Annotated in this window: 24 protein-coding genes; 11 read left to right on the top strand and 13 right to left on the bottom strand. The window is 39.5% G+C overall.

All coding sequences use genetic code 11. From position 1 onward, the window contains the following. Positions 1 to 76: 76 nt before the first annotated feature. Positions 77 to 475 carry an outer membrane protein assembly factor BamE gene (locus AC1M9J_RS12870; RefSeq protein ID WP_092768200.1) on the top strand — a complete coding sequence of 133 codons (399 nt, stop codon included), beginning with the start codon at positions 77 to 79 and terminating at the stop codon, positions 473 to 475. A gap of 45 nt (positions 476 to 520) precedes the next feature. Here AC1M9J_RS12870 and AC1M9J_RS12865 read toward each other — a convergent pair whose 3' ends face one another. The 8 genes from AC1M9J_RS12865 to AC1M9J_RS12830 form a co-directional block, all read right to left on the bottom strand. After that, positions 521 to 844 carry an RnfH family protein gene (locus AC1M9J_RS12865; protein WP_092768198.1) on the bottom strand — a complete coding sequence of 108 codons (324 nt, stop codon included), beginning with the start codon at positions 842 to 844 and terminating at the stop codon, positions 521 to 523. Further along, positions 841 to 1,923: a hypothetical protein gene (locus AC1M9J_RS12860; RefSeq protein WP_481952427.1), complete on the bottom strand. Its 1,083-nt coding sequence runs from the start codon at positions 1,921 to 1,923 to the stop codon at positions 841 to 843. The genes AC1M9J_RS12865 and AC1M9J_RS12860 overlap by 4 nt, the downstream gene beginning before the upstream one ends. A 108-nt stretch (positions 1,924 to 2,031) precedes the next feature. Next, the gene (locus AC1M9J_RS12855) at positions 2,032 to 2,880 is read right to left on the bottom strand and encodes a class II glutamine amidotransferase (protein WP_035267429.1); all 849 of its coding nucleotides are present in this window, start codon (positions 2,878 to 2,880) and stop codon (positions 2,032 to 2,034) included. Between the two features lie 172 nt (positions 2,881 to 3,052). Next, positions 3,053 to 3,958, bottom strand: a complete 906-nt coding sequence (gene argB / locus AC1M9J_RS12850; RefSeq protein ID WP_481587878.1) for an acetylglutamate kinase — start codon at positions 3,956 to 3,958, stop codon at positions 3,053 to 3,055. 22 nt (positions 3,959 to 3,980) lie between these two features. Next, positions 3,981 to 5,405 carry a phosphomannomutase/phosphoglucomutase gene (locus tag AC1M9J_RS12845; protein WP_481952426.1) on the bottom strand — a complete coding sequence of 475 codons (1,425 nt, stop codon included), beginning with the start codon at positions 5,403 to 5,405 and terminating at the stop codon, positions 3,981 to 3,983. Between the two features lie 195 nt (positions 5,406 to 5,600). Beyond that, a complete protein-coding gene (dut, locus tag AC1M9J_RS12840) occupies positions 5,601 to 6,053 on the bottom strand; it encodes a dUTP diphosphatase (RefSeq protein WP_035267418.1) in 453 nt (150 codons plus the stop codon). A 24-nt stretch (positions 6,054 to 6,077) separates the two neighbouring features. Further along, positions 6,078 to 8,117, bottom strand: a complete 2,040-nt coding sequence (locus tag AC1M9J_RS12835; RefSeq protein ID WP_481952425.1) for a UvrD-helicase domain-containing protein — start codon at positions 8,115 to 8,117, stop codon at positions 6,078 to 6,080. A gap of 139 nt (positions 8,118 to 8,256) precedes the next feature. Then, a complete protein-coding gene (locus AC1M9J_RS12830) occupies positions 8,257 to 8,910 on the bottom strand; it encodes a YiaD family glycine zipper/OmpA-like lipoprotein (RefSeq protein WP_092768184.1) in 654 nt (217 codons plus the stop codon). Positions 8,911 to 9,154: 244 nt separating this feature from the next. Between AC1M9J_RS12830 and AC1M9J_RS12825 the strand changes: the two genes are divergently transcribed. The 6 genes from AC1M9J_RS12825 (at position 9,155) to AC1M9J_RS12800 (ending at position 13,612) form a co-directional block, all read left to right on the top strand. Beyond that, the gene (locus AC1M9J_RS12825; RefSeq protein WP_481591899.1) at positions 9,155 to 10,084 is read left to right on the top strand and encodes an acyltransferase; all 930 of its coding nucleotides are present in this window, start codon (positions 9,155 to 9,157) and stop codon (positions 10,082 to 10,084) included. 35 nt (positions 10,085 to 10,119) lie between these two features. Further along, entirely contained in the window at positions 10,120 to 11,157 is a 1,038-nt protein-coding gene (locus tag AC1M9J_RS12820) for a preprotein translocase subunit SecA (RefSeq protein WP_416202018.1), read from the top strand. A 116-nt stretch (positions 11,158 to 11,273) separates the two neighbouring features. Beyond that, the gene (gene minC / locus AC1M9J_RS12815; protein WP_481587882.1) at positions 11,274 to 11,987 is read left to right on the top strand and encodes a septum site-determining protein MinC; all 714 of its coding nucleotides are present in this window, start codon (positions 11,274 to 11,276) and stop codon (positions 11,985 to 11,987) included. Positions 11,988 to 12,048: 61 nt separating this feature from the next. After that, complete coding sequence (minD, locus tag AC1M9J_RS12810) at positions 12,049 to 12,861, top strand: septum site-determining protein MinD (protein WP_035267390.1); 813 nt, start codon at positions 12,049 to 12,051, stop codon at positions 12,859 to 12,861. A 2-nt stretch (positions 12,862 to 12,863) separates the two neighbouring features. After that, entirely contained in the window at positions 12,864 to 13,136 is a 273-nt protein-coding gene (gene minE / locus AC1M9J_RS12805; RefSeq protein WP_035267388.1) for a cell division topological specificity factor MinE, read from the top strand. Between the two features lie 188 nt (positions 13,137 to 13,324). Further along, positions 13,325 to 13,612 (top strand): PA4642 family protein, encoded by a 288-nt coding sequence (locus AC1M9J_RS12800; RefSeq protein ID WP_481952424.1) that lies wholly within the window; start codon positions 13,325 to 13,327, stop codon positions 13,610 to 13,612. A gap of 111 nt (positions 13,613 to 13,723) precedes the next feature. Here the strand turns inward: AC1M9J_RS12800 and AC1M9J_RS12795 are convergent, their stop codons facing one another. Beyond that, positions 13,724 to 16,162 (bottom strand): YadA-like family protein, encoded by a 2,439-nt coding sequence (locus tag AC1M9J_RS12795; protein WP_481952423.1) that lies wholly within the window; start codon positions 16,160 to 16,162, stop codon positions 13,724 to 13,726. A 392-nt stretch (positions 16,163 to 16,554) separates the two neighbouring features. On the opposite strand from AC1M9J_RS12795, the gene AC1M9J_RS12790 reads away from it, so the two are divergent. Further along, positions 16,555 to 17,499 (top strand): helix-turn-helix transcriptional regulator, encoded by a 945-nt coding sequence (locus tag AC1M9J_RS12790; RefSeq protein ID WP_481952422.1) that lies wholly within the window; start codon positions 16,555 to 16,557, stop codon positions 17,497 to 17,499. A gap of 45 nt (positions 17,500 to 17,544) precedes the next feature. Here AC1M9J_RS12790 and AC1M9J_RS12785 read toward each other — a convergent pair whose 3' ends face one another. After that, positions 17,545 to 20,697, bottom strand: a complete 3,153-nt coding sequence (locus tag AC1M9J_RS12785; RefSeq protein ID WP_481596566.1) for a DNA translocase FtsK 4TM domain-containing protein — start codon at positions 20,695 to 20,697, stop codon at positions 17,545 to 17,547. Positions 20,698 to 20,958: 261 nt separating this feature from the next. Here AC1M9J_RS12785 and trxB point away from each other — a divergent pair, with 261 nt between their 5' ends. The 3 genes from trxB to AC1M9J_RS12770 all read left to right on the top strand — a co-directional run bounded on the left by trxB (position 20,959) and on the right by AC1M9J_RS12770 (position 23,586). After that, positions 20,959 to 21,906, top strand: coding sequence for a thioredoxin-disulfide reductase (gene trxB / locus AC1M9J_RS12780; protein ID WP_481596567.1), 948 nt, complete (start codon positions 20,959 to 20,961; stop codon positions 21,904 to 21,906). A 115-nt stretch (positions 21,907 to 22,021) separates the two neighbouring features. Beyond that, entirely contained in the window at positions 22,022 to 22,753 is a 732-nt protein-coding gene (gene aat / locus AC1M9J_RS12775; RefSeq protein ID WP_481952468.1) for a leucyl/phenylalanyl-tRNA--protein transferase, read from the top strand. A 17-nt stretch (positions 22,754 to 22,770) separates the two neighbouring features. Further along, positions 22,771 to 23,586, top strand: coding sequence for an arginyltransferase (locus AC1M9J_RS12770; protein WP_180028761.1), 816 nt, complete (start codon positions 22,771 to 22,773; stop codon positions 23,584 to 23,586). A 14-nt stretch (positions 23,587 to 23,600) separates the two neighbouring features. Here AC1M9J_RS12770 and rimI read toward each other — a convergent pair whose 3' ends face one another. The 3 genes from rimI to AC1M9J_RS12755 form a co-directional block, all read right to left on the bottom strand. Further along, positions 23,601 to 24,059: a ribosomal protein S18-alanine N-acetyltransferase gene (gene rimI / locus AC1M9J_RS12765; RefSeq protein WP_180028765.1), complete on the bottom strand. Its 459-nt coding sequence runs from the start codon at positions 24,057 to 24,059 to the stop codon at positions 23,601 to 23,603. 104 nt (positions 24,060 to 24,163) lie between these two features. Beyond that, on the bottom strand, positions 24,164 to 25,045 hold the full coding sequence (locus AC1M9J_RS12760; RefSeq protein WP_035267371.1) for a metal-dependent hydrolase: 882 nt from the start codon (positions 25,043 to 25,045) through the stop codon (positions 24,164 to 24,166). Between the two features lie 207 nt (positions 25,046 to 25,252). Further along, the coding region (locus tag AC1M9J_RS12755; RefSeq protein ID WP_019509660.1) for an EF-Tu C-terminal domain-related protein at positions 25,253 to 25,343 on the bottom strand (91 nt) is incomplete at its 5' end.

Raw genomic sequence — 25,343 nt, 5'->3', positions numbered from 1 at the left:
TGCAACAGAGTTGAGATGCAGTATGATCTATCCTTGGATCAATTGCATCATAATTAATTTGGGATAGTGTAGCAAAATGCAAAAAATCATGCTGACGTTATTCGTCGCTTCTTTACTGGGTGGTTGTTCTGTCTTTGGTGTATACAAAGTTGATATTCCTCAAGGAACACCATTAACCCAAGCGCAAGCTTCAAAAATTCAAGTCGGGATGACTTACCAACAAGTTCGTTTTTTACTTGGTAGCCCAACCATTTCAGATCCTTTGAATCCTTTACGTTGGGATTACATCTACAATTATACCCCAGGTACATATGCTAAAAAAGCAAATATTCCTGCAACTCAAGGTCAGCATCTAAAAGTATATTTCGATGGTTCTGGCGTCGTGAATAAAATCGAAGGTTTAGAAACTATCCCAGAAACTCAACCTGGTTTACCAGGTTCGAAAGATGCGATTTTGAACGCGCCACCACTATAAAGAATTAGACATAAAAGAAAACCCCTCAAAGAGGGGTTTTTCATATCATTTCAATTGTTTAAAGCGATTGCCACGACAATAGCGCCCAACTGGATTCGCTGCCGCTCGCTTACGGCGAATATCTTTTGGATTAATCGTTAATGCCCGATAGATTTCCACCCGATCACCTGCTTGCAGAACATGCGATTGATCTTGTACTTTCGTCCCAAAAATTCCAACAGCATACTCGTCTGGCAACTGCGTACACGACGCGATACCACTTTGTGTAATAGCATCCGCAACAGACATGCCTTCCACAAATTCAAGTTCAATGTGAAACTGCTGGTCTACAGCAGCATAAGCAACCCAAACTTTTGCATTTTGGATCATGGTAACAATTGACCTAAGTAAGAAATCATTGCAGCCACAATTGCTAAAGGTGTCACAATACGTACAGCCACACGCCAGATATTATAAAAAGCTTCATTACTAAAATTCAGCGCTTTACGTAAATGACTAATTTTCATGATCCAACCCACGAAAATTGCATAGATTAAACAAATGCTTAATCCCCAAAGCATTAAAATCGGAGTTAAAAATAGATCGGCTTCAGGGAATACCCAAATTAAAAGTGGTGCAAGCAATAAAAAATATTGCACCGCTTGTGCTAATCCACGATGTCCGAGTTGTTCCTTCCCAAGTTGCAGGAGTAAAGCTACTGCAAATATTGTCGCGATTAAAACGATATATGCTGGAATTGCAGCACTAATTGCAAAATATCCAAATCCAGCCACAGCCACCAGTTGCGCTAGCCAAATCGGTAAAGTTTTTGGCGTTGCAGCATCTTGTTTCTCTTGATTGAGATTTGTCTGCCAATATAATCCAAGCCCGAGACCTGAAGCTACTAAAGCGAGAATAGTTGCATTACCCCACTCTTTAAACTCAACAGGAGTCAGCTGCCAATCATTGACTTGGACACCAAAAACCTGAGCCGCGATTAAACTTGCAATCGTTGCAATCGCAGTAAGTACAACCAATACAGAACGTTGAAGAAATGATAAACCAAATGCAATGAATGCTGCGATACCCATCAAAATATTTGAACCAATACCAAAATCATTTTGTTGTGCTACAGCATTAGAAGTATTAAGTAATATACCGCCTGCTAAGAATGGAATAAAAATAACAGCAAGCCAGCCCACTACTCTCCAACGTTGGTTTGCATCGGCTTCACGGGTCAATTTTGATAATGCGTTCAGCGCTGAAGTTTGAGCTCGTTTCGCCAATCCAATTTCTAAATAAATAATTGGCAACGCTAAAAACAACATCGTTGCAAACCAAAGTAACCAAAAATCGAGTTGTCGATCAATTTGCAAGCCTAAGCTTGGTGCTAGACCCACAATAATGATAAATGACAAACAAAATGCCATCAGCGGCGATAACCATCGTGACATAGCGGTGTCCTGCATGAGGTATTCCATTAAAAAGTTTTACGCTATTTTGCCTAGCTCAATCATTAAAATCAAAGTCTAGCGTAAAAAAATAAGTGTAGATCTTAGCCACTTCAAATTAAATTTTTAATATTGATCCGCGCGAGTAACACGCTTCAAGCTTGGGTCACGGGCTTCTCTGACCAATCGCTCAACGTGAGTTATGGTACGTAATGTTGGCTTACCATCCTGAAATAAAATCATTTCGCCGGGCGTATATGCAAACCAAGCTTCATTATCTGTTAATGGTTCTGTCGTAATCACAGCCACACGATCTTCAGGTGTCGTGACCTGACTAAAATCGACCTCAACATCAATATCAATTAATCGTGCAGGTTGAAATGGATATTCGCGAACAATCCAGTGTAATTTTGTGGTCGCATAACTATACAAAGCCTGCCCATTTGATAAACAAAAATTGAATGTCCCATGCTCTGCTATTGTTGGTGAAATTTCTTCTAATGCATGAAAGACATCGTGGACACTTGGCTCTACATAACCAAACTTTTGTACGAGATGTTCTAATAAATAGCAAAATGCAAGCTCACTATCTGTATTACCTACTGGTGTGAACTGTCCCGACAACCTTGGATGAAAATTATGCAGATCGCCATTATGCGCGAAAATCCATTGTCTCCCCCACAATTCACGAATAAATGGATGAGAATTTTCTAAAGTAATTTTTCCCTGTGTTGCTTTACGAATATGGGCAATGACATTACGGGATTTAATCGGGTAATTACGAACGAATTCTGCAATTGGAGACTCGACTGCAGATTGGTTATCAACAAATAAGCGGCATGCCTTATCCTCAAAGAAAGCGATGCCAAAACCATCTGAATGATCTGACGTTATTCCAGCGCGCTGAGAAAAACCACGAAAAGAAAACGTAATATCCGTAGGGGTGGCACAATTCATTCCAAGTAGTTGGCACATAATCTTTCATTTTGCTTTAGTTATCAGTTTTATTGTGCATCAGCCTTATAGATGTTGCAAATATGAATATAGTAATTGAATATGTTTTATACGGGATATATGGGACATAAAACGATTATTCTTATCAAACAAAAAAAGCCACCGAAGTGACTTTTTATTATGTGATTATGAATTAGTGCGCCGACTTAGAACGATTGGTAATCAATGTTCCAACACCGTGATCCGTAAAAATTTCCAACAAAGTCGCATGTGGAACACGACCATCCACAATATGCGCGCTCACTACACCACCTTTCACCGCATCAAGCGCACATCCCACTTTCGGAATCATACCGCCGTAGATCACACCTGTATCGATCAAGCGATCGACTTCTTGTGTTGTTAGTCCAGTGAGTAGGTTTTTATTCTCATCCAATACACCACTGATATTCGTAAGAAGAATTAACTTTTCTGCACCCAAAGCTTCAGCAACTTTACCAGCAACTAAATCTGCATTGATATTGTAAGTATTACCTTCCTCATCAACACCGAGTGGCGCAATCACTGGAATAAAATCACTTTGAGTGAACATTTCCAGAACGTCAGTTTTTACACCGACCACTTCACCCACTAACCCAAGATCAATTTGTTGAACAGATCCATCCTCTTGGGTTTTTTCCATCAACAACTTTTGAGCACGAATTAAGTTACCGTCTTTACCCGTTAATCCAATTGCACGACCACCATGTTGATTGATCAAATTCACAATAGACTTATTTACACTTCCGCCCAACACCATTTCTACAACTTCCATAGTTGCAGGATCAGTTACACGCATTCCATCAATACGGTCTGATTCACGCCCAAGTTGTTTCAAAAATGAATCGACTTGAGGACCACCACCATGAACCACAACCGGATTAAGACCAACTGTTTTCAGAAGCACGATATCACGGGCAAACGAACTTTCTAATGCAGGATCAGTCATTGCATTGCCGCCATATTTCACTACAAGTGTTTTACCTGTAAATCTTTGGATGTATGGCAAAGCTTCTGTCAAAATTTGAGCTTTGTCGATGCCAGTTTGTTGGTGTGGCATTCGCCTCTCCTTCATTCCTACATTAGTGTGCATTCAAAATACTTTGAGCAAGCACAGGATATTTATCATTTAAAATTTTTACAAAATGCTGGCGAATTTCATAAAGTTTCGATGGGCTATCTGCATCAAACCGCACCGTGAAGTATTCACCAGTATTTGATGCTCGAATAATGCCAAATCCGTAGTCAAAATCAAGGCGAATACCATCGATTTTACTCATTTTAGCCCCAGTACTTTTACAATTCTGCTCTATCAAGGCTAAGACGTCTTGCGGATTTGCATCTTGAGTTTCAATGTAGGTATCTTCAGTACCAAAGCGATCTGGAAATTGGGCGAGATATTCAGATAGCGTGATATTGAGTTGACTCAATGCCTCCATGACCCGTAATGCTGCATAGATACCATCATCGTAACCAAAACCACGACCATCATTGAAAACATAATGACCCGCATATTCTCCCCCAAAAACAGCTCGACCTTTGGACTGGGAAATATAACGGCGCATGAAACTGCTGCCAGTACGAATCATTTTTGCGATGCCTTGTAATTGTTCAATGGTTTTTGACACCATCGTTGAACATTTTACGTCATAAACAATTTCATGATGTGGATGCTGAGTTAAACACAATGATGCGAATAATGCCAACAAGCGATCAGCAGACACAATGTGAGCATTCTCATCCAGAATGACGGCACGATCACCATCACCATCGAGAGCAATCCCTAAATCCGCCTGATGCAACAAAATTTTTTCTTTTAACTGCGTCAAATGCTTCGCTTGTGAAGGGTCAGGAGGATGATCTGGAAACTCTCCATTTTCACAACAACGTATTGAAATGACTTCGCATCCCATTTTTTGTAGTACTAAATCAGCACAACGCCCAGCGGCACCATGCATACCATCTAATACAACCTTGAGTGGACGCTTTAATTGAATATCCTTGAGCAAAGCATGCTGATAAGCCAAGCAATATTCTGATTTAATCTGATGTGTCAGTTGAGGTGGCGTTGGAAAGTGATCATGTTGAAAATAGAAACCTTCTGCATACTCCCCAACATTTTGAATCATGTCTGGACAAGGTGGTTCGTATTCAATAATCCATTTAATCCCATTATCATGTTTAGGGTTATGACTCGCGGTCACCATGATGCCATTGCCATTTTTATGTCGAGCAGCAAAATACATTTGTGGGGTTGAACAACATCCAATGTTCTCGACATTCATCCCTTGGTTTTTGAAGACTGATTCAATAATCCAAGCAAAAGTAGGCCCAGTCAATCGAGCATCGTAACCTAGCACAATACTTTTCTGGCCACGTGATTGATACTGAGCAGCGAGCCCATGCGCAATCGCATAAATTGTTCTTGTATCCAATTGACTGACTTTTCCGCGAATATCATAAGCGCGGAAAATTTGTCTTGGAAAAATAAGTGGTTGGGTATTCATTCTTAATTAACACCGTTGACTGCTGAGTCAGAACAGCGTGATGAGAGTTGATCCAAATAAATTTTGAATATATTGAGTAATAGAAAATATCGTTATTCTTTATATAACGTGTACCAATTTCAATTTATATAATCTTTGTTAATATTTTGCAACATATAAATAAAAGCCTGATTTTACAGGCTTTTATCCAAAATACTATTGTTTTCCAGTGTGTCCGAATCCACCAGCTCCTCGCTCACTTGCCTTGAATTCGTCAACTAAATCAAATTCAGCTTGTAAAACAGGAACCAATACGTATTGAGCCAATCGCTCACCCGGCTCTAATGTAAATGCATTTTGACTGCGGTTCCAAACTGAAACCATTAATTCACCTTGATAATCTGAATCAATTAGACCGACGAGATTTCCTAATACAATCCCGTGTTTATGACCTAAGCCAGAACGAGGCAAAATCAAACCCGCATAACTTGGGTCTTCGATATAAATTGCCATACCTGTTTTAACTAAAACAGTCTGACCAGGCTCAATAGTGATCGCTTCATCTACACATGCACGTAAATCTAAACCTGCCGATCCTGTTGTTGCATAAGTAGGTAATGGCCATTCTTGACCAAGTCGTTGGTCGAGTACTTTCACTTGAACTTTCATATTCAATCCTGTTTTAAAATGTAATTAACGTTTGAGTAAAGCTTTCAGATTTTGCAGATAATGCTGTGCCTGTAATTTTGGATCGATATTTTCAGCCAATTTCTTTTTTCGACCTAGCCAATCGACTTCATCTTGTGGCAATTCATCCAAGAAGCGACTTGGTGTCATTTGTTTCATCTGACCGCCATTTTTACGCTGTTCTGCAAGCGTCAAAGTCAGACCTTGTTTGGCACGGGTAATACCAACGTACATCAGTCGACGTTCTTCTTCGATGGTATCAGCCACAATTGAATTCTTGTGCGGAAGCAACTCTTCCTCAAGCCCCATAATATAAACGAATGGGAATTCCAGGCCTTTAGAAGCATGCAAAGTCAGTAAGTTTACTTTATCGATATCTTCATCTTCTTGCTGTTGCTCCAACATATCCAGCAACACCATCTTACGAATGACACTTTCGATATTTTTTTCATCGACATCTTCAGCACGATTGATCAAACTTTGAATACTGCTATAAAGCACTTCAATATTGTCAATTTTAGTTTTTTCTTGTGCTGGCGTCGCTGCCGTTTCTTTGATGTAGTCGATATATCCTACCTCAACCATCATTTGGCGGACTTTAGGCACAGGTTCATCATCATCTAACAGTTCACGCGTAAAACCTTCGATAAAATCAGCAAACTCAGCCAATTGAGATGTCGCCTTCTTCGGTAATACCATACTTAGGCGCTGATCATTCGCGGCACCTAGTAGAGAAAGATTATTCTCTTGCGCAAATAAACCTAGTTTTTCTAAAGTCACAGGTCCTATGGCGCGTTTAGGTGTGTTGATAATCCGTAAGAAAGCACTGTCATCTTCAGGATTAATAATGAGACGTAGATAGCTCATAATATCCTTGATTTCAGCACGACCAAAGAACGACTGACCACCAGAAAGTTTGTAAGGAATCTGCATCTGACGAAGTTGTGTTTCTAAAACACGTGCTTGGAAGTTTCCACGGTATAACACGGCGTAATCTTTCCAATTTTTGCCATTCATCAATTTATGAGTCAGCAAATCTTTAACAACACGTTCCGCTTCATCATCATCATTACGACAAGTAATAATACGGATCACCTCACCATGTCCTTTATCACTCCACAATTTTTTATCAAAAATATGTGGGTTATTCTCAATCACATGGTTTGCAGCTTTTAAAATACGACTGGTTGAACGATAGTTTTGCTCAAGCTTAATGACTTTTAAATTGGGGAAATCTTCCTTCAATAAGGCCATATTTTCTGGCTTTGCCCCCCGCCAAGCATAAATTGATTGGTCATCATCCCCTACAGCCGTAAATTGTCCCATGACACCAACAAGCAGTTTGACCAAGATATATTGGGCGGTATTGGTATCTTGATATTCATCAACCAATAAATAACGTACACGGTTTTGCCATTTATCACGGACTTCAGCATTTTCTTGAAGAAGGCGTGTCGGCATTACGATTAAATCGTCAAAATCGACCGCATTATAGGCACGTAAATTACGCTCATAAAGTTGATAGAGATGCGCAAATTGAACATCTTCAGCCGTTTCACAAGTCGTATGTGCTTGCTCAGGCAAAATTAGATCGTTTTTCCAATCTGAGATCATCTTCATCGCTTTTGCGATCAGCTCTTTACTTTCTGCACCAGACAAATTATCTCGGTGCATTAAATCCATTAAAATACGCTTACAGTCATCAGCATCTAAAATGGAAAAGTTTGCTTTAAGTGGCGTATGTTTTAATTCTAGTCTTAATAAATTCAAACCAAAGGTGTGAAAGGTAGAAACAGATAAACCCTTTCCATCCTCTTTACCAAGCAATTTACCGACACGCTCTTTCATCTCTCGTGCAGCTTTGTTGGTAAAAGTCATCGCAGTAATACGATGTGCTGGTATACCGCATTTTTTGACTAAATATGCAATTTTCTGTGTGATTACAGAGGTCTTACCTGAGCCTGCCCCAGCAAGTACTAACAAGGGTCCTTGAGTGTATTTCATGGCTTCAAGTTGCTTGTCGTTCAAATGACTGGCTGATGACATATTCTTTCCTCTTTTCCTTCAGCGCTCGATTATAGTCATCTGCTTCGAATATGACTAACGTTAAATTTAATGAAGGTATATTTGAATAAATTTCAGACATAAAAAAACCACCCGAAGGTGGCTTTTTTCAGATCATGTATTATTGAACTGCGTAAACAGCAATCTCTACACGACGGTTTTGTTCTTTACCTGCTGCAGTTGTGTTATCAGCAATTGGGTTTGAAGAACCTAAACCTTGAGCATTAATACGTGCTGTAGAAACACCCTTAGATGCTAAATAGCTAGCGACAGATTGAGCACGTGCTTGTGACAATGGGATGTTAATCGCATCATTACCTGAACTATCAGTATAACCAGTTACAAGGATACCGCTCTTGTTGTCTTCAGTTAAAACTTGTGCAACACGGTTTAAAGTGTCATAGAAGTTTGGCTTGATATTTGATTTATTTGTATCAAACGTGATAGCACCTGGCATTACTAAGTTAATAGAGCCATCTGGATTACGGTTTACATCAATACCTGTACCAGCAGTTGCTTGGCGTAATTTTTTCTCTTTATTGTCGAGATATACGCCTGCAGCACCACCTAATACAGCACCAATCGCTGCTGCACGGTTATTTTGACGGCTAGTGTTCGCATTACCTTTAGAAACACCGTAACCAGCTGCTGCACCAATTAAAGCACCCAATGCAGTTTTGTCATACTCGACGCCACCAATATTGTTACCAGTTGTTTGACAACCAGAAAGTACCATTGCCCCAACCACTGCAGCTGAAATAGCTAATGCACGCATGGGATGACTCCTTTTATATGTTTTTGTATGTGATGAATAATGATTTGTTAGAAACAATTTAACCATTACTATTTTGTTAATAATAAACAGTTTATTAACAATATGTAATCTTTTGTAGCATCTTTCGTTAATGCTTCATCATATTTTATACATAGTTAAGAAAACGGGCTTTGTGATTTGAGCGACTCGATTTATAGTGTTTTAAAAATTTCAATCACATGCAATCACTTTTTAGGACTGTGCAATGGCAGCAGAGAAGCAGAAACAACCTATTTTAAAAAAAATTTCTAAGGGTTTAACCGTAGGTTCTGTGATCACAGGAAGTACATTTTTTCGTGGCCCACCTATTCTTGCATTAGGTTTGACTAAACTCGTAAAAAAATCATCAAAAATCGATGAAACCAATATCAATATCGCCAATGGTTGGATTGGTACGAATAACTGGCTCATTGAAAAAGTTCTCCCTGAGCTTAAATGGCACATCACGATTGATGAAGATCTAGATCTCAATCTACAAGGTCGTTACATCATGACCTGTAATCACCAAAGCTGGGTGGATACAACTGTTACTCAATATTTTGGTCTTAAACGTATGCCGCTCACACGTTTTTTTACGAAATGGGAACTCATTTTTATTCCTTTTGTTGGGCAAGCATTCAAGATCCTTGGTTTTCCTATGATGAAACGTCATACCAAAGCGCAAATCGAAAAAAATCCTGCGCTGAAATATCGTGATATGGAAGAAGCGCGTAAATCGTGTGAACAACTGCTCAGCCAACCTTTTACATTATTAAATTATTTAGAAGGTACACGCTATACCCCTGAAAAACACGCCCAACAAAAATCTCCGTATAAAAATTTACTTAGGCCCAAAGCAGGTGGTTTAGCACTTGCCCTAAATATTCTAGGAAGTGAAATTGATGCGCTAGTCGATATGACCATTGTCTATCCAGATGGTGTGCCAGGTTATGGAGATTTTTGGTTAGGAGAAGTTTCTCAAATCGCCGTGAATTTAAGAAAAATTGAAATTCCTGCTTGGGTGCATGGCGGCAATTATGAGGATGATGCCGACTATCGCGCTCGTTTCCAAAAATGGGTTGATGAGCTTTGGACAGAAAAAGATCAGTTAATTACACAGTTAAAACAACAGCTTCAAACTGAATCTGTAAATTAAGCTGTCCTCAGAATGTATTGCATATGACAGAACGCATGACTAATTCTCGAAAAACTTTCCGTCCACAGCGTCACGATACGTTATTTTGGAAGATGTTCCTGATTTATGACATCTTTATGATGCTCATTATTTTAGTCAATTTGTTTTGTCTATGTGCCAATGCATTTTTAATGAGTAATTTTGGCTCATGGGTATTTGACACGGTTCAATTACCTCAAATTCTGGAGTTTTATAAATCCGAGCTTCACCCATGGGTCATCATTACTGAAAGTTGGTTTATCACATTTTTAATTGTTGAACTCGCTGTAAGATGGCTGATTGCAATCGTCAATAAACATCATCAGCGTTGGTTTTTCTTTCCCTTCATTCATTGGTATGAAATATTAGCTATTATCCCTTACCTTCGCTTTTTACGTTTAATTCGCGTCGGAGTGATTGCCTATAGACTGCATGAGCTAGGCTATAAAGTCATACCTAATAAATGGTTCAGACGTCTTAATTTTTACTATAACGTGATCATGGAAGAGCTCTCTGATCGTGTGGTGATTACTGTCATTGATAGTGTAAAAAAAGAGTTAGACACTAGCTCAACCCATAAAAAAATCATTCATGATCTGGTGAATCACCATCGAGACATGTTTGCCACGACATTAGCGCAAGTCTTACAAGAATCTTTAGCAACCGAATTAAAACTTCAAAAAGATAATATCTCGCAAGGCGTTGGTCACATTGTCATTAAAGCAATTGAAGACACACCAGAGCTAACACAGCTCTTAAAGCTGATTCCATTGGTGGGTGGTCGTATAGAACAGCAAATCCACAACATTGGTCAACGATTAGGTGAAAATATTACCGACGGTTTAGTTGAACCTTTTATTTCTGGAACCATTGATAAACCGAATGCGCATTATCAACTCATTGCTGAAAAAATTAGCCAGCTCAATATTGATAATCATGCATTAGAACAACTCGTTGAATCTGTCGTTTATGAAAGTCTTGAGTCTTTAAGAAAACAGGTGGCAGTAAAACAATGGCAAATAGAGTTATCAAAAAACAATCAAGTCAAGGAATGATCATTTCTCTATTAATTTAATATATCCGCTAGAGAATTCTTGAGAATTGAACTAGCATTTGCACAATTAACAATTTTTACTTCGATTATAAAGCGCGAAGCAAGCAAGGAATGAATATGGCAGATATTCGGATTACCGGTAGAATGGTGAATTTTACCCGAATTACCTTTGACACCAATGATCATAATGTTATCCGCCAACAATTAAGTGCCATGATGAGTGAAACCTCTTATGAAGGTGCGCTTGTCATTCTAGACACAACCGTTGAACAAGAACTCATTGGACTCATTCAATTGGTCATCAGTTTAGGGTTACAGCCAATGGCTGTCGTTGATGGTTTAATGGGTGATGAAGCACGTGCGATCCAATTCCCAGTTCTTGCGGCTGATCGTCCTTTGCAGCGCATCAAAGCAACAAAAGAACAAGTGGTAGAAGCTCCAGCAAATACCCCTGAAGCTGAGAAGGCTCCAACACACATAGCTCCTGCAACCACACATAAAACTTCGTATCACAATGAAGTGCTTAGAACAGGACAATGTCTGGTACAAGATCACGGCGATATTATTTTAACTGCTGGAATTAATAGTGGCTCTGAAATCATCGCTTCAGGAAATATACATATTTATGGCTCTGCTCGTGGTAGAGTCATCGCCGGCGCCGGTGGCAATACAGCAGCACGAATTTTCTGTCATGTTTTAGAAGCTGAATTAGTATCTATCGCAGGAACATATTGTGTTGCAGATGATATTCCACCACATATGCTAAAAAAGTCAGTACATATCTATTTAAATGATGCTCAAGAGCTTGTCTTTGAAGCACTCGAATTTTAATGTATAACTAAACATGAGAACCCCTATAGTATTGGGGATAAACATAACAGGAGTGGATTCGGTGGCGAAAATTGTTGTCGTAACATCAGGTAAAGGTGGCGTAGGTAAAACAACTACCAGTGCATCTTTTGCAACAGGTTTAGCCCTTCGTGGCCACAAAACTGTTGTAATCGATTTTGACGTAGGTTTACGTAACCTCGACCTTATCATGGGTTGTGAGCGTCGTGTTGTTTATGATTTTGTGAATGTATTAAATAACGAAGCGAGATTACAACAAGCACTTATTCGCGATAAAGAAATCGAAAATCTATATATTTTACCTGCATCACAAACCCGTGATAAAGATGCGTTAACCGATGAAGGTGTTGCACGTGTTATGGACGAACTTTCTCAAGAGTTCGACTACATCATTTGTGACTCTCCTGCAGGTATTGAACGTGGTGCGATTTTAGCAATGTACCATGCTGATGAAGCAATCATTGTAACGAACCCTGAAATTTCATCTGTCCGAGATTCCGACCGTATTATTGGTATGTTGGACAGTAAAACGAAGAAAGTAGAAAATAACGAAGGTCGTATTCGTAAGCATCTTTGTATCACACGCTTCAACCCTGAACGTGCTGATAAGCAAGAAATGTTAACAGTCGATGATATTTCTAAAGATATCCTTCGCGTGCCAACGCTCGGTGTAATTCCTGAATGTAAAAGCGTGTTACAAGCTTCGAATGAAGGTAAGCCTGTTATTCTTTATACTGAAGAAGCAGCTGGACAAGCTTATGACGATCTTGTTGCACGCTTCCTTGGTGAAGAACGTCCATATCGTCACATCTCTGTGAAGCCGAAAGGCTGGTTAGCACGTTTATTTGGAGCATAAAGATGGCAGGATTCTGGAGTAAACTTTTTAGTAGTGATGACAAACCATCAAGTGCACAAACAGCTAAAGATCGCTTAAAAGTTATCGTGGCATCTGAAAATGGTCTAGGTAAGCGTTTAAGCCAAGATAAAATTGATTTAATGAAAAAAGAAATCATGCAAGTTGTGAATCGTTATGTGCGTGGTGTAGATGAACAGCATATACAAATGTCGGTTCGCTCAGAAGCAAATATCGAAATGCTAGAAATGAATATCAATTTGCCTGAAGAACGTTAATCTGATTTTTGATTAGTCAAGCAAATTGAATCAGGGCAAAATATGAGAGTGGCAGAAATAGGCTATTAGCTATATTCCGCCCACTTGAAGCAGAGCTTCAAGTCTTGCGACTAGACAAAGCAGTGCTTCGCTCATCTAGTCTCATATTTTGCCCTTTTTTATTGATTAAAAATACCAAGGAGATTGTGATGGCATTATCACAGCCAGCCACGTTCAATGAAGAATGGTCAGACGAGCGTGTTTTTGCCTATTTAAATCAGTTACCTCCTGAAGGTGTAAACTCTGATTTTCATGTTCTCTATCATGCTTTTAAACATATGCGTGCTAATGACTATGAGCGTTTACTCACTAAATTTATAGCAGATGGTCGAGATCTTAACGCTCAAAATTCTGAAGGCAAACGTATTCATGATGTGATCGCAGAATTCCCACGCCAAAGTGCAGAATTCCTTGCTGTTTTAGCAAAATTTGCCTAAAAACAGATAAAAAAGCCTGCTTGAGCAGGCTTTTTTGATTTAAATCTATCTTATACCTGTTAAAAAATAGTTTCGTATTAAGGTTACTTATACGTTTGGGTGAAACTTAGATTATTTCCATTGCCAACCCAATGCAATAGCACCACCAACATCACCTTGTGAACTTGCGGTTCCAGATGCTTTATAGACAAAGCGATTCGTTTCAGAAACCCCACTAAATCCAATGGCAATACCTTGCTCACCATCCCATGTACCAGCAGCTGCACTGAACATACTTGCACCAGCATAAGTTGGCTGGGGTAATGAAGCGACAGCCAAAGACGCTGCAATAGCTGCTCGAGTGTCACGTCGTTCATCGGCAAAACTCTGTTCTAAAGCATTTACACGTCGACTAGTATACTCATTGGCCTGATTCAATATTTCATTGGTTCGTATATTCGTATATTCCTGTGCATCGCTCAAAACTTGCTGATCTGCTTGACGCATTTGTTTTACATTGACTGCGTCGGTATCCGCTGTACCTGCTGCCACATTAACAATTTGGCGCTGTTGCGTAGAGGAACCCACTGAAACCGTATTGTCCCGATCGGTAGACGAAGCATTTCCTAAAAGAACAGCATTATTTGCGTCAGACGTTATATTATTCCCAAGAGCTACAGTACTATTTCCTGAAATATTGTTGAAATTACCAACTGAATGCGTATTTTCACCCGTAACCGTATTGTGATTTCCTAAAGCTGTTGCATGTTCACCAGCGACTTGTGATTCAGCCCCAATTACAATACTCTCACGACCCGATGCTACTGATGAACTTCCGATTGCAAGAGCATCTTCACCTGTTGCATTTGGTAATATTGCATTTTCACTAGGATTTGTTCCAACAGATATTGCGACAGTTCCACCACTAGCCAAAGACGTTAGCCACTGTTGTTCGGTGCCATTAAAGCCATTTTGTACAGCAATCTCAAAAGCACTAAAACCTTGATCACCTTTGTCACCTTTTAAGCCTTGAAGTCCTTGATCACCTTTGTCACCTTTGTCACCTTTTAAGCCTTGAAGTCCTTGATCACCTTTATCGCCCTTGTCGCCTTTTAAGCCTTGAAGTCCTTGATCACCTTGATCTCCCTTATCACCTTTCAATCCTTGAGGACCTTGGTTACCTTTATCTCCTTTGAGTGACGTCAGCCAATCTTGCTCTGTTCCTACAAATCCATTATTCACCGCCACTTGGTAAGCACTATCACCTTGTGGTCCTACACCGCCACCAGGTCCACCGCTTGCACCTGGTATACCTTGATCCCCTTTGTCACCTTTCAACCCTTGTGGACCTTGATCACCTTTATCTCCCTTATCGCCTTTTTCACCTTTTAATGATGTAAGCCAATCTGTTTCAGAGCCCTCAAATCCATTACTCACAGCAACCTCGTACGCACTTGGTCCAGCTGGTCCAGTGGTACCTGTACCTGTTTCACCACCAACACCATTATTTTCGAGTGCAGACACTCGGTCTTTTAACGCTGTAAATTCAATATCAATCCCTCTAATTGTTTGATTTACGTTTTGGTATGTAGAGCCTTGCATTTCAAATGAAAGGGGCATCACACTCCCCTGAAACATAGTCACCCCAGTACCCAGAATTCTTTGTAAACTGGCTGTCAATTGATCAACATTAATAGCATCATGAGTATCTAATCCCCATGCTAAGTTCATGATTCGGCGTTTTAATTGATCACTACCGACTGAAATAACATTCTCTCGATCTGCAACCGATGCACTACCTAAAGCAACAGAGTTGCTCGCATAAACCTGACTCAGCTCACCAATCGCGACTGACTCTCTTACGGATGTATAATTTGGTCCTGGTCGAATAATAATAGAACCACCGACAGCCACATTAGTGTGACCTTGCACATTACTGTTGGAGGCAAATATATGAGAACTCGTCGCACCAACCTCATTAAATCCACCAAAAATCATCGAGCCATTAGTGTTGACGTCGTGAATATTATTCATACCAACAACAACAGATTTTACAGACGAGTTTAAATTTGAAATACCTATAGAGATACCCCCTTCAGCAGTATTTGAACTACCGATCGCAATACTCCCTTCCCCCTTAACCACTTGATTATTACCAATGGCAATATTACTTGTATGATGCGTTGTGTTTTGATTTCCAATGACCACATTATTTTGCGTTGTCGTTACAGCGTTTGGTGTCACCGTATTATTCAAACCAAAAACAGTATGATTCATCCCAATATTGACGTTATTGCTTTGTCCCATAACCACACTGTTCGGTGCAACCACTGAGTTATTTTCACCACAGATGAAAGATGTAGTGTCTGAATTCGTCGCTGTGCCTGTTGAACCCTCACATTCATCAGCTTGCACCTGACTCGTCATTGCGGTTAATGCCCCAATTAAAATCAGATAACCTGTCGTCATTCCAATATTTTTTAAAGATTGTGTAAAACGTGTACGTCCAAGTTCCCCTGTTACGACTAATTTTCCATTACGATTACGGATAACTCGGTATATATGGTTCATGTAATTCCCCTTAGTTTTTGACATGGTCATGTCACTTGCAGGTTTTCCATAGTTTGCAAGAAAGACCTTTTATAATGAGGAAAATCAAACCATAAAGCTGATAATCTAGAAGCCCCCCTTTAAGGGGGGATGAAAAAAATATTTTTGTGAAAAAATGATTAATATTTACTTTTTTATCTCAATTTTTTTAAAAAAATCTATAATTTGAATTTGTTATAATCAAAACAGTTCAATCGAAGATGAATTCAATAAGTTTTCGTAAAAGTGATCGAACAAGGCTCGGCACCCTCCATCGCCTGAGAAATCTTTGCTGTACTCAACTTCCGCTCCTTACCATTGCGCCCAGTATTTTTGACTATTTGAATTTTTTGATTCCACATGATGCCTACGGTATGGCACTGACCTATCCAAATGGTGAACCTTATATACTGTATTACAAAAATCTTAACCCTCAGTCGATGAGGTATGTCCAAGAAAATACTGAATTATTCTTAAACTTAAAAACCGAAAGCCATATCCGCTGGCTCAACTGCCCTATGTTACCCAAAGTCGGAAATCTTTTACGCCCAGATGATCCGTATTTTCATAGCTTAACCTACCAGATGATTGTGCGCCAAAGCGGTCTTCACCATACACTAGATCTAAGATTAGAACGCAATCATATTCCTGCAGGAGGTATTACCCTCTATAGGCGTATGTCACACCCCTTCCAATTACAAGATCATCATTTATTAGAACAAGCTGGTGTCTATATCGAATATGCGCTTAACAATCAAATGGAGGATGGCGACGATGTAATTGAATCAGATCAAGCGTTGTTAATCGTGAATTCTCAAAATGATTTAGTCATGATGACTGATGCTGCAAAGGATTTACTGAATCTATTCCCGATACATTATGAATTTTGGGAACCATATAAAGCGTTGCCAAAATCATGCTATCAAGTCATCAATGAGCTTAAATATGGGCAACAAATCCCCAAGCTTAGTTTGACCATTCCTAATGGAATATTAACCCTTCGTGCTGAATGGTTAAGTAGTCAAAATACAACCGATACAAATATCGCCTTATACTTAAAGCGCTCATTACCACGCTCCCTCATTATTTTAAAAAAACTAGAAGCACTTGATTTATCCCCCCGAGAATGCCAAGTGGCTTTTTCGTTAATTACAGGCATGAATAAAAGTGAAATTTTACAAAAATTATCCATTAGCCCTGCGGTATTTAAAGATTGTGTCAAGTCAGTTTATCAAAGCTTGAATGTTCACTCTGTGAGTGAACTGATCACATTTGCCAGCCAATGGACTACCCCCAAAAACAACACTTTTTTGAGTTAAATAAAAAAAAGCAACCTATGGTTGCTTTTTCTGAGTCAGTCTTCGTTATACTAAAATTTCACGTTTACCATTTGCGCCCATTGCACTCACGATACCGTTTTCTTCCATTTGGTCAATAATACGTGCGGCACGATTATAACCAAGACTAAACTTACGCTGTAAAGATGATGTGGATGCTTTACGGGTTTCCAAAACAAAAGCAACACATTGATCATAAAGTGCGTCACGGTCTGAAGCACCATCCCCATCTTCAAAGCCACGTGATGCTGGTTCTTCATCAAATGGGGTGAGAATTTCATCCACGTAGTTTGGTGCACCACGCTCACGCCATGCATCACAAATACGGTTCACCTCGTCATCGGCAATAAATGCACCATGCACACGCTCAGGCTCAATTTTACCTGGTCCTAAGAACAGCATATCACCATGTCCAAGCAAATCTTCTGCACCACCCGCATCCAAAATCGTACGCGAGTCAATTTTAGAGTTTACACGAAGTGCAACACGCGTCGGTATATTCGCCTTAATTAAGCCAGTAATTACATCGACGGATGGACGCTGTGTCGCAAGTAATAAATGAATGCCTGCAGCACGTGATTTTTGAGCTAGACGAGTGATCATCTCTTCCGCTTTCTTACCCACCTGCATGATCATATCTGCGAATTCATCTGCAACAATCACAATCGAAGGCAATGGTGTAAGTCTAGGTGCACGTTCTCCAGCAACTGACTCACTGGCTTTCCAAGTTGGATCAAATAGATCTTCACCATTGGCAATTGCTTCTTCAACTTTACGGTTATAGTCACTCAATTTACGTATTTTTAAGAACGACATCAGCTTATAACGACGCTCCATCTCATTCACACACCAATTTAAAGCACTGACTGCATCTTTCATGTCAGTCACAACAGGCGTGAGTAAATGCGGAATATCGTTATAGTTCGCCAATTCAAGTTGTTTAGGATCAATCAAAATAAGGCGCAATTGATCTGGCGTATATTTTAAAAGCATCGATAGAATCATCGAGTTTACAGCAACAGATTTACCTGAACCTGTGGTACCCGCAACCAACATATGTGGTGCCTTGCCCAACTCAGTAATGACTGGGTTGCCAGAAATATCTTTACCCATGGCCATGGATAAGATTCCATCTGGATCCTTAAATTTTGGAATTTGTACCAATTCAATCAGGCGCACCATCTCACGTGTACTATTCGGAACTTCAATGCCAATGTAAGGTTTTCCAGGGATCACCTCAACAACACGTACTGATGCCATCGACATTGATCGTGCTAAGTCACGAGAAATATTAGTTACTTTCGAGGCTTTCACACCAGGCGCAAGATCCAGTTCAAATCTGGTCACGACAGGACCCGGTTGAGCTTCAATCACTTTCGCTTTGACATTAAACTCTTGTAATTTAATTTCTAACAGTTCTGATAATCTTGATAATTGCTCTGCAGTGAAGTTTACTTTTTTGTTTGGGTCTACTTCATCAAGTAAATCCAAACCAGGAAGTGGTGATAAATCTTTACGGCGCTCTGCAACTTGCATTGCACGAGACATTGGACGACCAGCAGCATCTGTTAATGGCGCATCGAAATCAAACTCATCCTCTTCAACTTCGGGCTTACCTACCGTTTCTTGCCAAGCTTCTCTAAAAGCATCCTTATCTGAAGATATACGTTGTTTTTCCTCATCACTCACTTTAGCAACAGGAATTAATGATCCCTCTTGCTCAACCATATTTTGTGGTGATGGAGCAATAATACCTTGCTCTGATTCATATTCTGCGACTGTATCTGACTTAGGTGAAGTCATAAATTTAATATTTGGCGTCACCAAATTTGGACGCTTGACCTCTGGATTAGACAAAGCTTCTGCTTCATCCGCAAGTGATGCAAGACCATCAAGCTCAGAAGCTAACAGATCTGCTTTAGTGATCGCTTCCGCCGCTGCGCTCGATTGACTTGCGTATACAGCACTTGCACCAATAGCTGAGGTATTTTGGATTAGGGATGCTGTATTTTGATCATCAGCAGATTGACCTGAAGGATTTGTTTGATGATGAAAAGGAGTATGAATATCTTTGGCGTGCTGTCCTTGTGGAACAACTTCAAGCAATTCATCAAAGATTTGATCATCATTCCAGTCCAAAGCAGTATCTTGAACAGTTGAGCGCTGCTCTACTCGAACGTTTTTACTTAATTCATTAATTTCTGAAGTACGTTGATCAAGCTGATCCTCCTCTGCTGCGCGCAAAAGCTCATCAATTTCTCTTTTATGATCTTCATCGCTATGCAAGGCTTTCCAAACTTCACCCGTTGGAACAATACGTTGACTCTCACGCTCTAACTCATGCGCTTTCGCGATGGTACGCTCGAGCTCTGCCTCATCATCTTCATCAAAACGATGATTTTGTTGAGACTCTTGGAAACGCATATCTTCAAATAGTTTTTCAGCAGTACGTTCATGACGCGCTTGTAATTGATCTATTTCTTCTAAATGACTGACATCATTGAGCTCAGCTTGATGAGGGACTGGAGCTGAATCTTTTACAGGAGGTTCAATTTCTTTTTTCGCTTTTGGCTGAGTCGTCAAATCATAAGCTGATTCAGTCTCAGGTACATTTTTATAGAATAAATCTTGCAAATAAGCGGGTGTCGCCTTCAAAGTAGACCATGTCTTGTTCCACTGAATACCAAAAGCCAGTGTGATTAGAACGATGCTAAGTACGATCAGAAAAAAAACGGCGCCATAAATCGTCAAAAGCTGTTTTAAACTCTCACCCAATTCGTAACCAATGATTCCACCTGAAGCGTTAGCAAGCGTATCTGCAGGCACTGACCAAAGTAAATAAAACAAACTCGCGACGGTAAGTAGAATGAAAAATTGAGCAGCAAAACGAAATGGGCGACTCAAAAAACTTCTTGGCCACCACACTTGAATCGCTTCAATGAATAAATAAATTGGAATCAGTAAACTTGCCCAGCCCAGAAATCCAAATAAGAGATCTGCAATCCAAGCACCTGCGACACCACTTGCATTTGAAACTTGTTGAGTATCACTCGAAATATGCATCCAACCCGGATCAAATGGCGTATAAGTCACTGTTGCTAAAAACAGATAAATACCAAATGATATTAAGAAGAATGTTAAAACTAAGCGCTGTGCATATACACTCGACACCGCAGTCATATACTGTCCTGTAAACGATTATTCATTAATGTTCTAATGTTGAAATGGAACAATTTCTTCATTATAGAAAACTTACTATTATGCACCTGTTCATAAAAAAAAGGTGCAGCTTTCTAAGGTTTCCTTGTTAACACTTTTATCTATATAGCTCAATTCGATTTAGTTGATCAATATAATCCACATTCATTCCACACAACTGTGGTGAAGTTTCACGTATAATTTTCAGCAAGTCGATATATCAAATTAAAAGGATGCTTATACATGAGCGCTCGTCACTCAAGATTGATTATTTTAGGTTCTGGTCCTGCGGGTTATAGCGCAGCTGTATATGCTGCACGAGCAAATTTAAAACCAACTTTAATCGCAGGTATGCAATTGGGTGGTCAGCTCACCACAACTACAGAAGTTGATAACTGGCCAGGTGATCCTGAAGGCTTAACAGGTCCTGCTTTAATGGAGCGTATGCAAGCTCACGCAGAACGTTTTGGTACTGAATTGGTTTACGATCACATTAACGAAGTTGACTTAAATGTACGTCCATTCGTTTTAAAAGGTGATATGGAAGAATACACGTGTGATGCTTTGATCATTGCAACAGGTGCTACGGCTCAATACTTGGGATTAGAATCCGAAGCTGCTTATATGGGTCAAGGTGTGAGTGCGTGTGCAACTTGTGATGGTTTCTTCTATAAAAATCAAAAAGTCATGGTTGTCGGTGGTGGTAACACTGCGGTTGAAGAAGCGCTTTATTTATCAAACATTGCTTCACATGTAACACTTGTACATCGTCGCGATAAATTACGTTCTGAAAAAATCCTTCAAGATCATCTTTTTGCAAAAGAGAAAGAAGGGAAAATTAGCATCATCTGGAACCATGAAGTTGAAGAAATACTTGGTAACCCTCAAGATGGCGTTACTAGTGTTCGTTTGAAATCTACAACTGATACTACAACACAAAACGTTGAAGTGACTGGATTGTTCGTCGCTATAGGTCACAAACCTAATACTGCAATGTTTGAAGGTCAGCTTGAACTACGTGATGGTTATATCCAAGTTCAAAGTGGTACACGTGGTAATGCAACTGCGACTTCTGTTGAAGGCGTATTTGCTGCAGGTGATGTTGCAGACAATATCTACCGCCAAGCAATTACATCAGCAGGTTCAGGTTGTATGGCTGCTTTAGACGCTGAGAAATATTTAGACAACTAATATTTATTTAAAAACCCAAAAAACCACCTTCGGGTGGTTTTTTTATTCTTTCAACTTGGCATAATCATTTTAAACATTTTTATCTTCGGTTTTTCATTATTATTTTTAGAACTTAATCCCTATGCTCCCTCCTTCTGAGTTTATTTTCCCTAATCCAATTGAATCCGATCCCGAAGGTCAAGGACTAATCTGTATAGGTGCTGACCTCTCCCCTTCTACATTATTTGAAGCTTATACACATGGTTTATTTCCTTGGTTTTCCGAAGGTGAGCCGATCTGCTGGTGGAGTCCAGAACCTCGCTGCATTATCTACCCTTCGTCATACCATCCAAGTAAATCACTCATTCGTAACATGAAAAAACATGATTATACGATTACCATTAACCGTGATTTTGAACATGTGATACGTTCTTGCTCATTACCACGAAGTTATGCCAATGAAACATGGATTACTGAAGATATCATTCAAGGTTACTGTGCATTATTTGAGTCAGGCTATGCATATAGTGTCGAAGTACGCAGAGAAAATTCGATTGTCGGCGGGCTCTATGGTGTCTCTATAGGTCAGGGTATTTTTGGTGAATCCATGTTTAGTCGAGAGACTGATGTTTCAAAAATGGCTTTTTATACCCTCATGTTGATTAGCCTTGAAAACCAGGCACCCTGGGTTGACTGTCAATTGGTGAATGATCATCTCATGAGCTTAGGTGCTTGCACAATTTCTCGCCAAGACTACCTTAATTCGTTACAAGATGTGATAAAACAGCCTCAGATTGATTGGCAAAAGTATAAAGACGGTGTATTTTCAAGTAAAACAATAGCATTTGATCAACGACTCATGGATTGAGAAATAGGAGGGACAACATGAATTCTTATCAACCCCAGTCCCTATTAAATGAACTGCAGTATTACATTACACCACCCCATGACTGCAGTTATCTTCCCGAGAAATCAGCACGGATGGTCTTTTTAGATCCTGCTCATAAAATCGACGTTGTAACTTTATCAGAATTGTCTCGTGTAGGATTTCGAAGAAGCGGAGATTTTGTCTATCGACCTGAATGTCATTTGTGTCGACAATGCCTTTCATGTCGTGTACCTGTTGATGCTTTTAAAATGAACAGTCAACAAAAGAAAGCTTGGAAACGTAATCAAGACTTAGAAGTTAGAATAACCCAAACTCAAGATGCTACTGATTTACACTATCAACTCTATGAACGTTACATCAATGAGCGTCATTCAGATGGAGATATGTTCCCCCCTAGCTATGATCAATTCGAGAAGTTTTTGATTCACAGTTGTAGCAATAGTTTCTTTATAGAACTTTGGAAAGATGATCGACTCATTTGTGTCTCAACCTGCGATGTATTAGATGATGGAGTATCCGCCGTCTATACATTTTTTGATCCAGATGAATCCAAACGTTCTTTAGGTGTTTTTGCAGTCCTTAAGCAAATTGAATATGTAAAGCAGCACAATCAAGAGTTTGTATATTTAGGATATTGGGTACCCCATTCATTCAAAATGAACTATAAGTCCCAATATGCGCCTTTTGAATTATTACTGGATGGTCAATGGCGACGTGTTAATAAAATGCTCAGCAACGAAGAAATCGATCAATTAGGTCATATGTTGATGACGACACTTCCCTCTGAATGGAATAACTTTATTGTAAAGTAGGGTATTGAATTTTGTCACTTGAATAAATCTGCAAAATTATCACTGCATGCCTTTACCATAATGATGGCATGCTCTTTTCCACCATCTAATGTTGGATAATAGTTTTTACGCATATCAATTTGATGAAATCCGGATTTCTCATATAGTGCAATCGCAGCCTTATTACTTTCTCGGACCTCTAAAAAGATTTGTACGGGATCATTATTGAGTTGAGCCATTGAAGCTTCAAGCAATTGATATCCCAACCCTTTTCCACGCATTTCCGGATGAACTGCCATCAACAGCAAATTTGCTTCATCCAATACAGGCTGTAAAATACAGAAACCAACAACACGATTCTGGTATTCAATCACTGTGGATTGATATGAATCAACCGCTTCTGAAAATTGTTTTTTTGTCCAAGGATGCGTCTGCCCCAAACTTTCAATTTCATATACCACCTCAACATCTGATGTCAGCATCGGTCGAATCATAATCATTACATTGCATTTTTTAAGTGAGTACATTATAGAAAGTTCGAAAATAAATGAAATAAAAAAAGGCAGCTTACGCTGCCCGAATGCACAAAAGTAAATACTTAAAAACCGAGTTTTGCTTTCCATGTTGCCAATAAACCCACGGTATCCAAATCATTCGGATGGAAGCCTGGTTTAAAATAAGCCAACATTTCCTTACCCATACCAGAAATAATGCCTTTAGATGGACTATATCCATAGGTATAAATATCTTTCAAAGATGCAATATTTAACTGTTTATCGTCTTTCAATAAACGCGCTACAAAATAAGTCTGCACCATGAATAGCACAACCATTGCTGCCACTAAAGAAGATGTTCGAGCAAGATAAGATTTGATTCCTTTACCGAACACACCTTCAAATACATCATATGCGACAGCCTTATGCTCATTTTCTTCAATGGCATGCCAAGCCCACATCGTCGCCATTGTTTCATCAGTCATTAATGCTTGAATATGTTCGTTACGCAATAATTCTGAGGCAATGGTTGCTGTAAAATGTTCTAGCGCAGTCGTTCCCATCAGATCGATCATTTCTTGTGAAATACCAAATGGTTTCATAACGGTGCTAGCTGACTTACGAAAAGTTTGAATGACCGTATCTGTGGCTTTTTCAAGTGCAGCAACATCATGACCAAATTTTTGTGCTGATGCATTAAAGCCAGCATGCTCATGTGTATGCATTGCTTCCTGACCAATAAATGCTGAAATCTCTTTTTGGAGATCTTCATTATCTTTAATGGCTGGATGTTGGCGAACTGCACGGACTGAATCGATAAAGAATTTTTCACCTGCAGGAAATAATGCAGATAACGCTGTCATGAAATGAGTTAATCCTGCTGAACCATTCATCCAATATTCTGGTACGTGATCAAAATCAAATTGCATACGACGTACTGGAAATGATGCACCGGCACGATTTGTAATATTTACTTTAGCATTCATTGCTGGACTCCTATTCGGGATCTATCCAAATCTAGTTTTATGATTCTTTTCATTACTTCATCTTAGTGATTTATTATTTTTATGATAAATGCCTTATAGGTCACATCATTATCAGTTAAGGACAGCTTACAACTCTTATTGTCTAACAATTTTATAGATTCCATAAAAAAACGCCCCAAAGGGGCGTTTCTTTCACACAATCAATACTTATGCAGTTACTTTAGCAACAACACCAGCACCAACTGTACGACCACCTTCACGGATCGCAAAACGTAGACCTGGGTCCATTGCGATTGGG

The sequence above is a fragment of the Acinetobacter sp. ANC_7588 genome (assembly GCF_056783995.1).
The sequence above is the reverse complement of the archived record's forward strand: the minus strand, read 5'-3'. Positions and strand labels throughout refer to the sequence as shown.

Coding starts and splice junctions, on each gene's coding strand:
- AC1M9J_RS12870 (WP_092768200.1), top strand. CDS start 77: ATGCAAAAAATCATGCTGACGTTATTCGTCGCTTCTTTACTGGGTGGT.
- AC1M9J_RS12865 (WP_092768198.1), bottom strand. CDS start 844: ATGATCCAAAATGCAAAAGTTTGGGTTGCTTATGCTGCTGTAGACCAG.
- AC1M9J_RS12860 (WP_481952427.1), bottom strand. CDS start 1,923: ATGCAGGACACCGCTATGTCACGATGGTTATCGCCGCTGATGGCATTT.
- AC1M9J_RS12855 (WP_035267429.1), bottom strand. CDS start 2,880: ATGTGCCAACTACTTGGAATGAATTGTGCCACCCCTACGGATATTACG.
- argB (WP_481587878.1), bottom strand. CDS start 3,958: ATGCCACACCAACAAACTGGCATCGACAAAGCTCAAATTTTGACAGAA.
- AC1M9J_RS12845 (WP_481952426.1), bottom strand. CDS start 5,405: ATGAATACCCAACCACTTATTTTTCCAAGACAAATTTTCCGCGCTTAT.
- dut (WP_035267418.1), bottom strand. CDS start 6,053: ATGAAAGTTCAAGTGAAAGTACTCGACCAACGACTTGGTCAAGAATGG.
- AC1M9J_RS12835 (WP_481952425.1), bottom strand. CDS start 8,117: ATGTCATCAGCCAGTCATTTGAACGACAAGCAACTTGAAGCCATGAAA.
- AC1M9J_RS12830 (WP_092768184.1), bottom strand. CDS start 8,910: ATGCGTGCATTAGCTATTTCAGCTGCAGTGGTTGGGGCAATGGTACTT.
- AC1M9J_RS12825 (WP_481591899.1), top strand. CDS start 9,155: ATGGCAGCAGAGAAGCAGAAACAACCTATTTTAAAAAAAATTTCTAAG.
- AC1M9J_RS12820 (WP_416202018.1), top strand. CDS start 10,120: ATGACTAATTCTCGAAAAACTTTCCGTCCACAGCGTCACGATACGTTA.
- minC (WP_481587882.1), top strand. CDS start 11,274: ATGGCAGATATTCGGATTACCGGTAGAATGGTGAATTTTACCCGAATT.
- minE (WP_035267388.1), top strand. CDS start 12,864: ATGGCAGGATTCTGGAGTAAACTTTTTAGTAGTGATGACAAACCATCA.
- AC1M9J_RS12800 (WP_481952424.1), top strand. CDS start 13,325: ATGGCATTATCACAGCCAGCCACGTTCAATGAAGAATGGTCAGACGAG.
- AC1M9J_RS12795 (WP_481952423.1), bottom strand. CDS start 16,162: ATGAACCATATATACCGAGTTATCCGTAATCGTAATGGAAAATTAGTC.
- AC1M9J_RS12790 (WP_481952422.1), top strand. CDS start 16,555: ATGGCACTGACCTATCCAAATGGTGAACCTTATATACTGTATTACAAA.
- AC1M9J_RS12785 (WP_481596566.1), bottom strand. CDS start 20,697: ATGACTGCGGTGTCGAGTGTATATGCACAGCGCTTAGTTTTAACATTC.
- trxB (WP_481596567.1), top strand. CDS start 20,959: ATGAGCGCTCGTCACTCAAGATTGATTATTTTAGGTTCTGGTCCTGCG.
- AC1M9J_RS12770 (WP_180028761.1), top strand. CDS start 22,771: ATGAATTCTTATCAACCCCAGTCCCTATTAAATGAACTGCAGTATTAC.
- rimI (WP_180028765.1), bottom strand. CDS start 24,059: ATGATTCGACCGATGCTGACATCAGATGTTGAGGTGGTATATGAAATT.
- AC1M9J_RS12760 (WP_035267371.1), bottom strand. CDS start 25,045: ATGAATGCTAAAGTAAATATTACAAATCGTGCCGGTGCATCATTTCCA.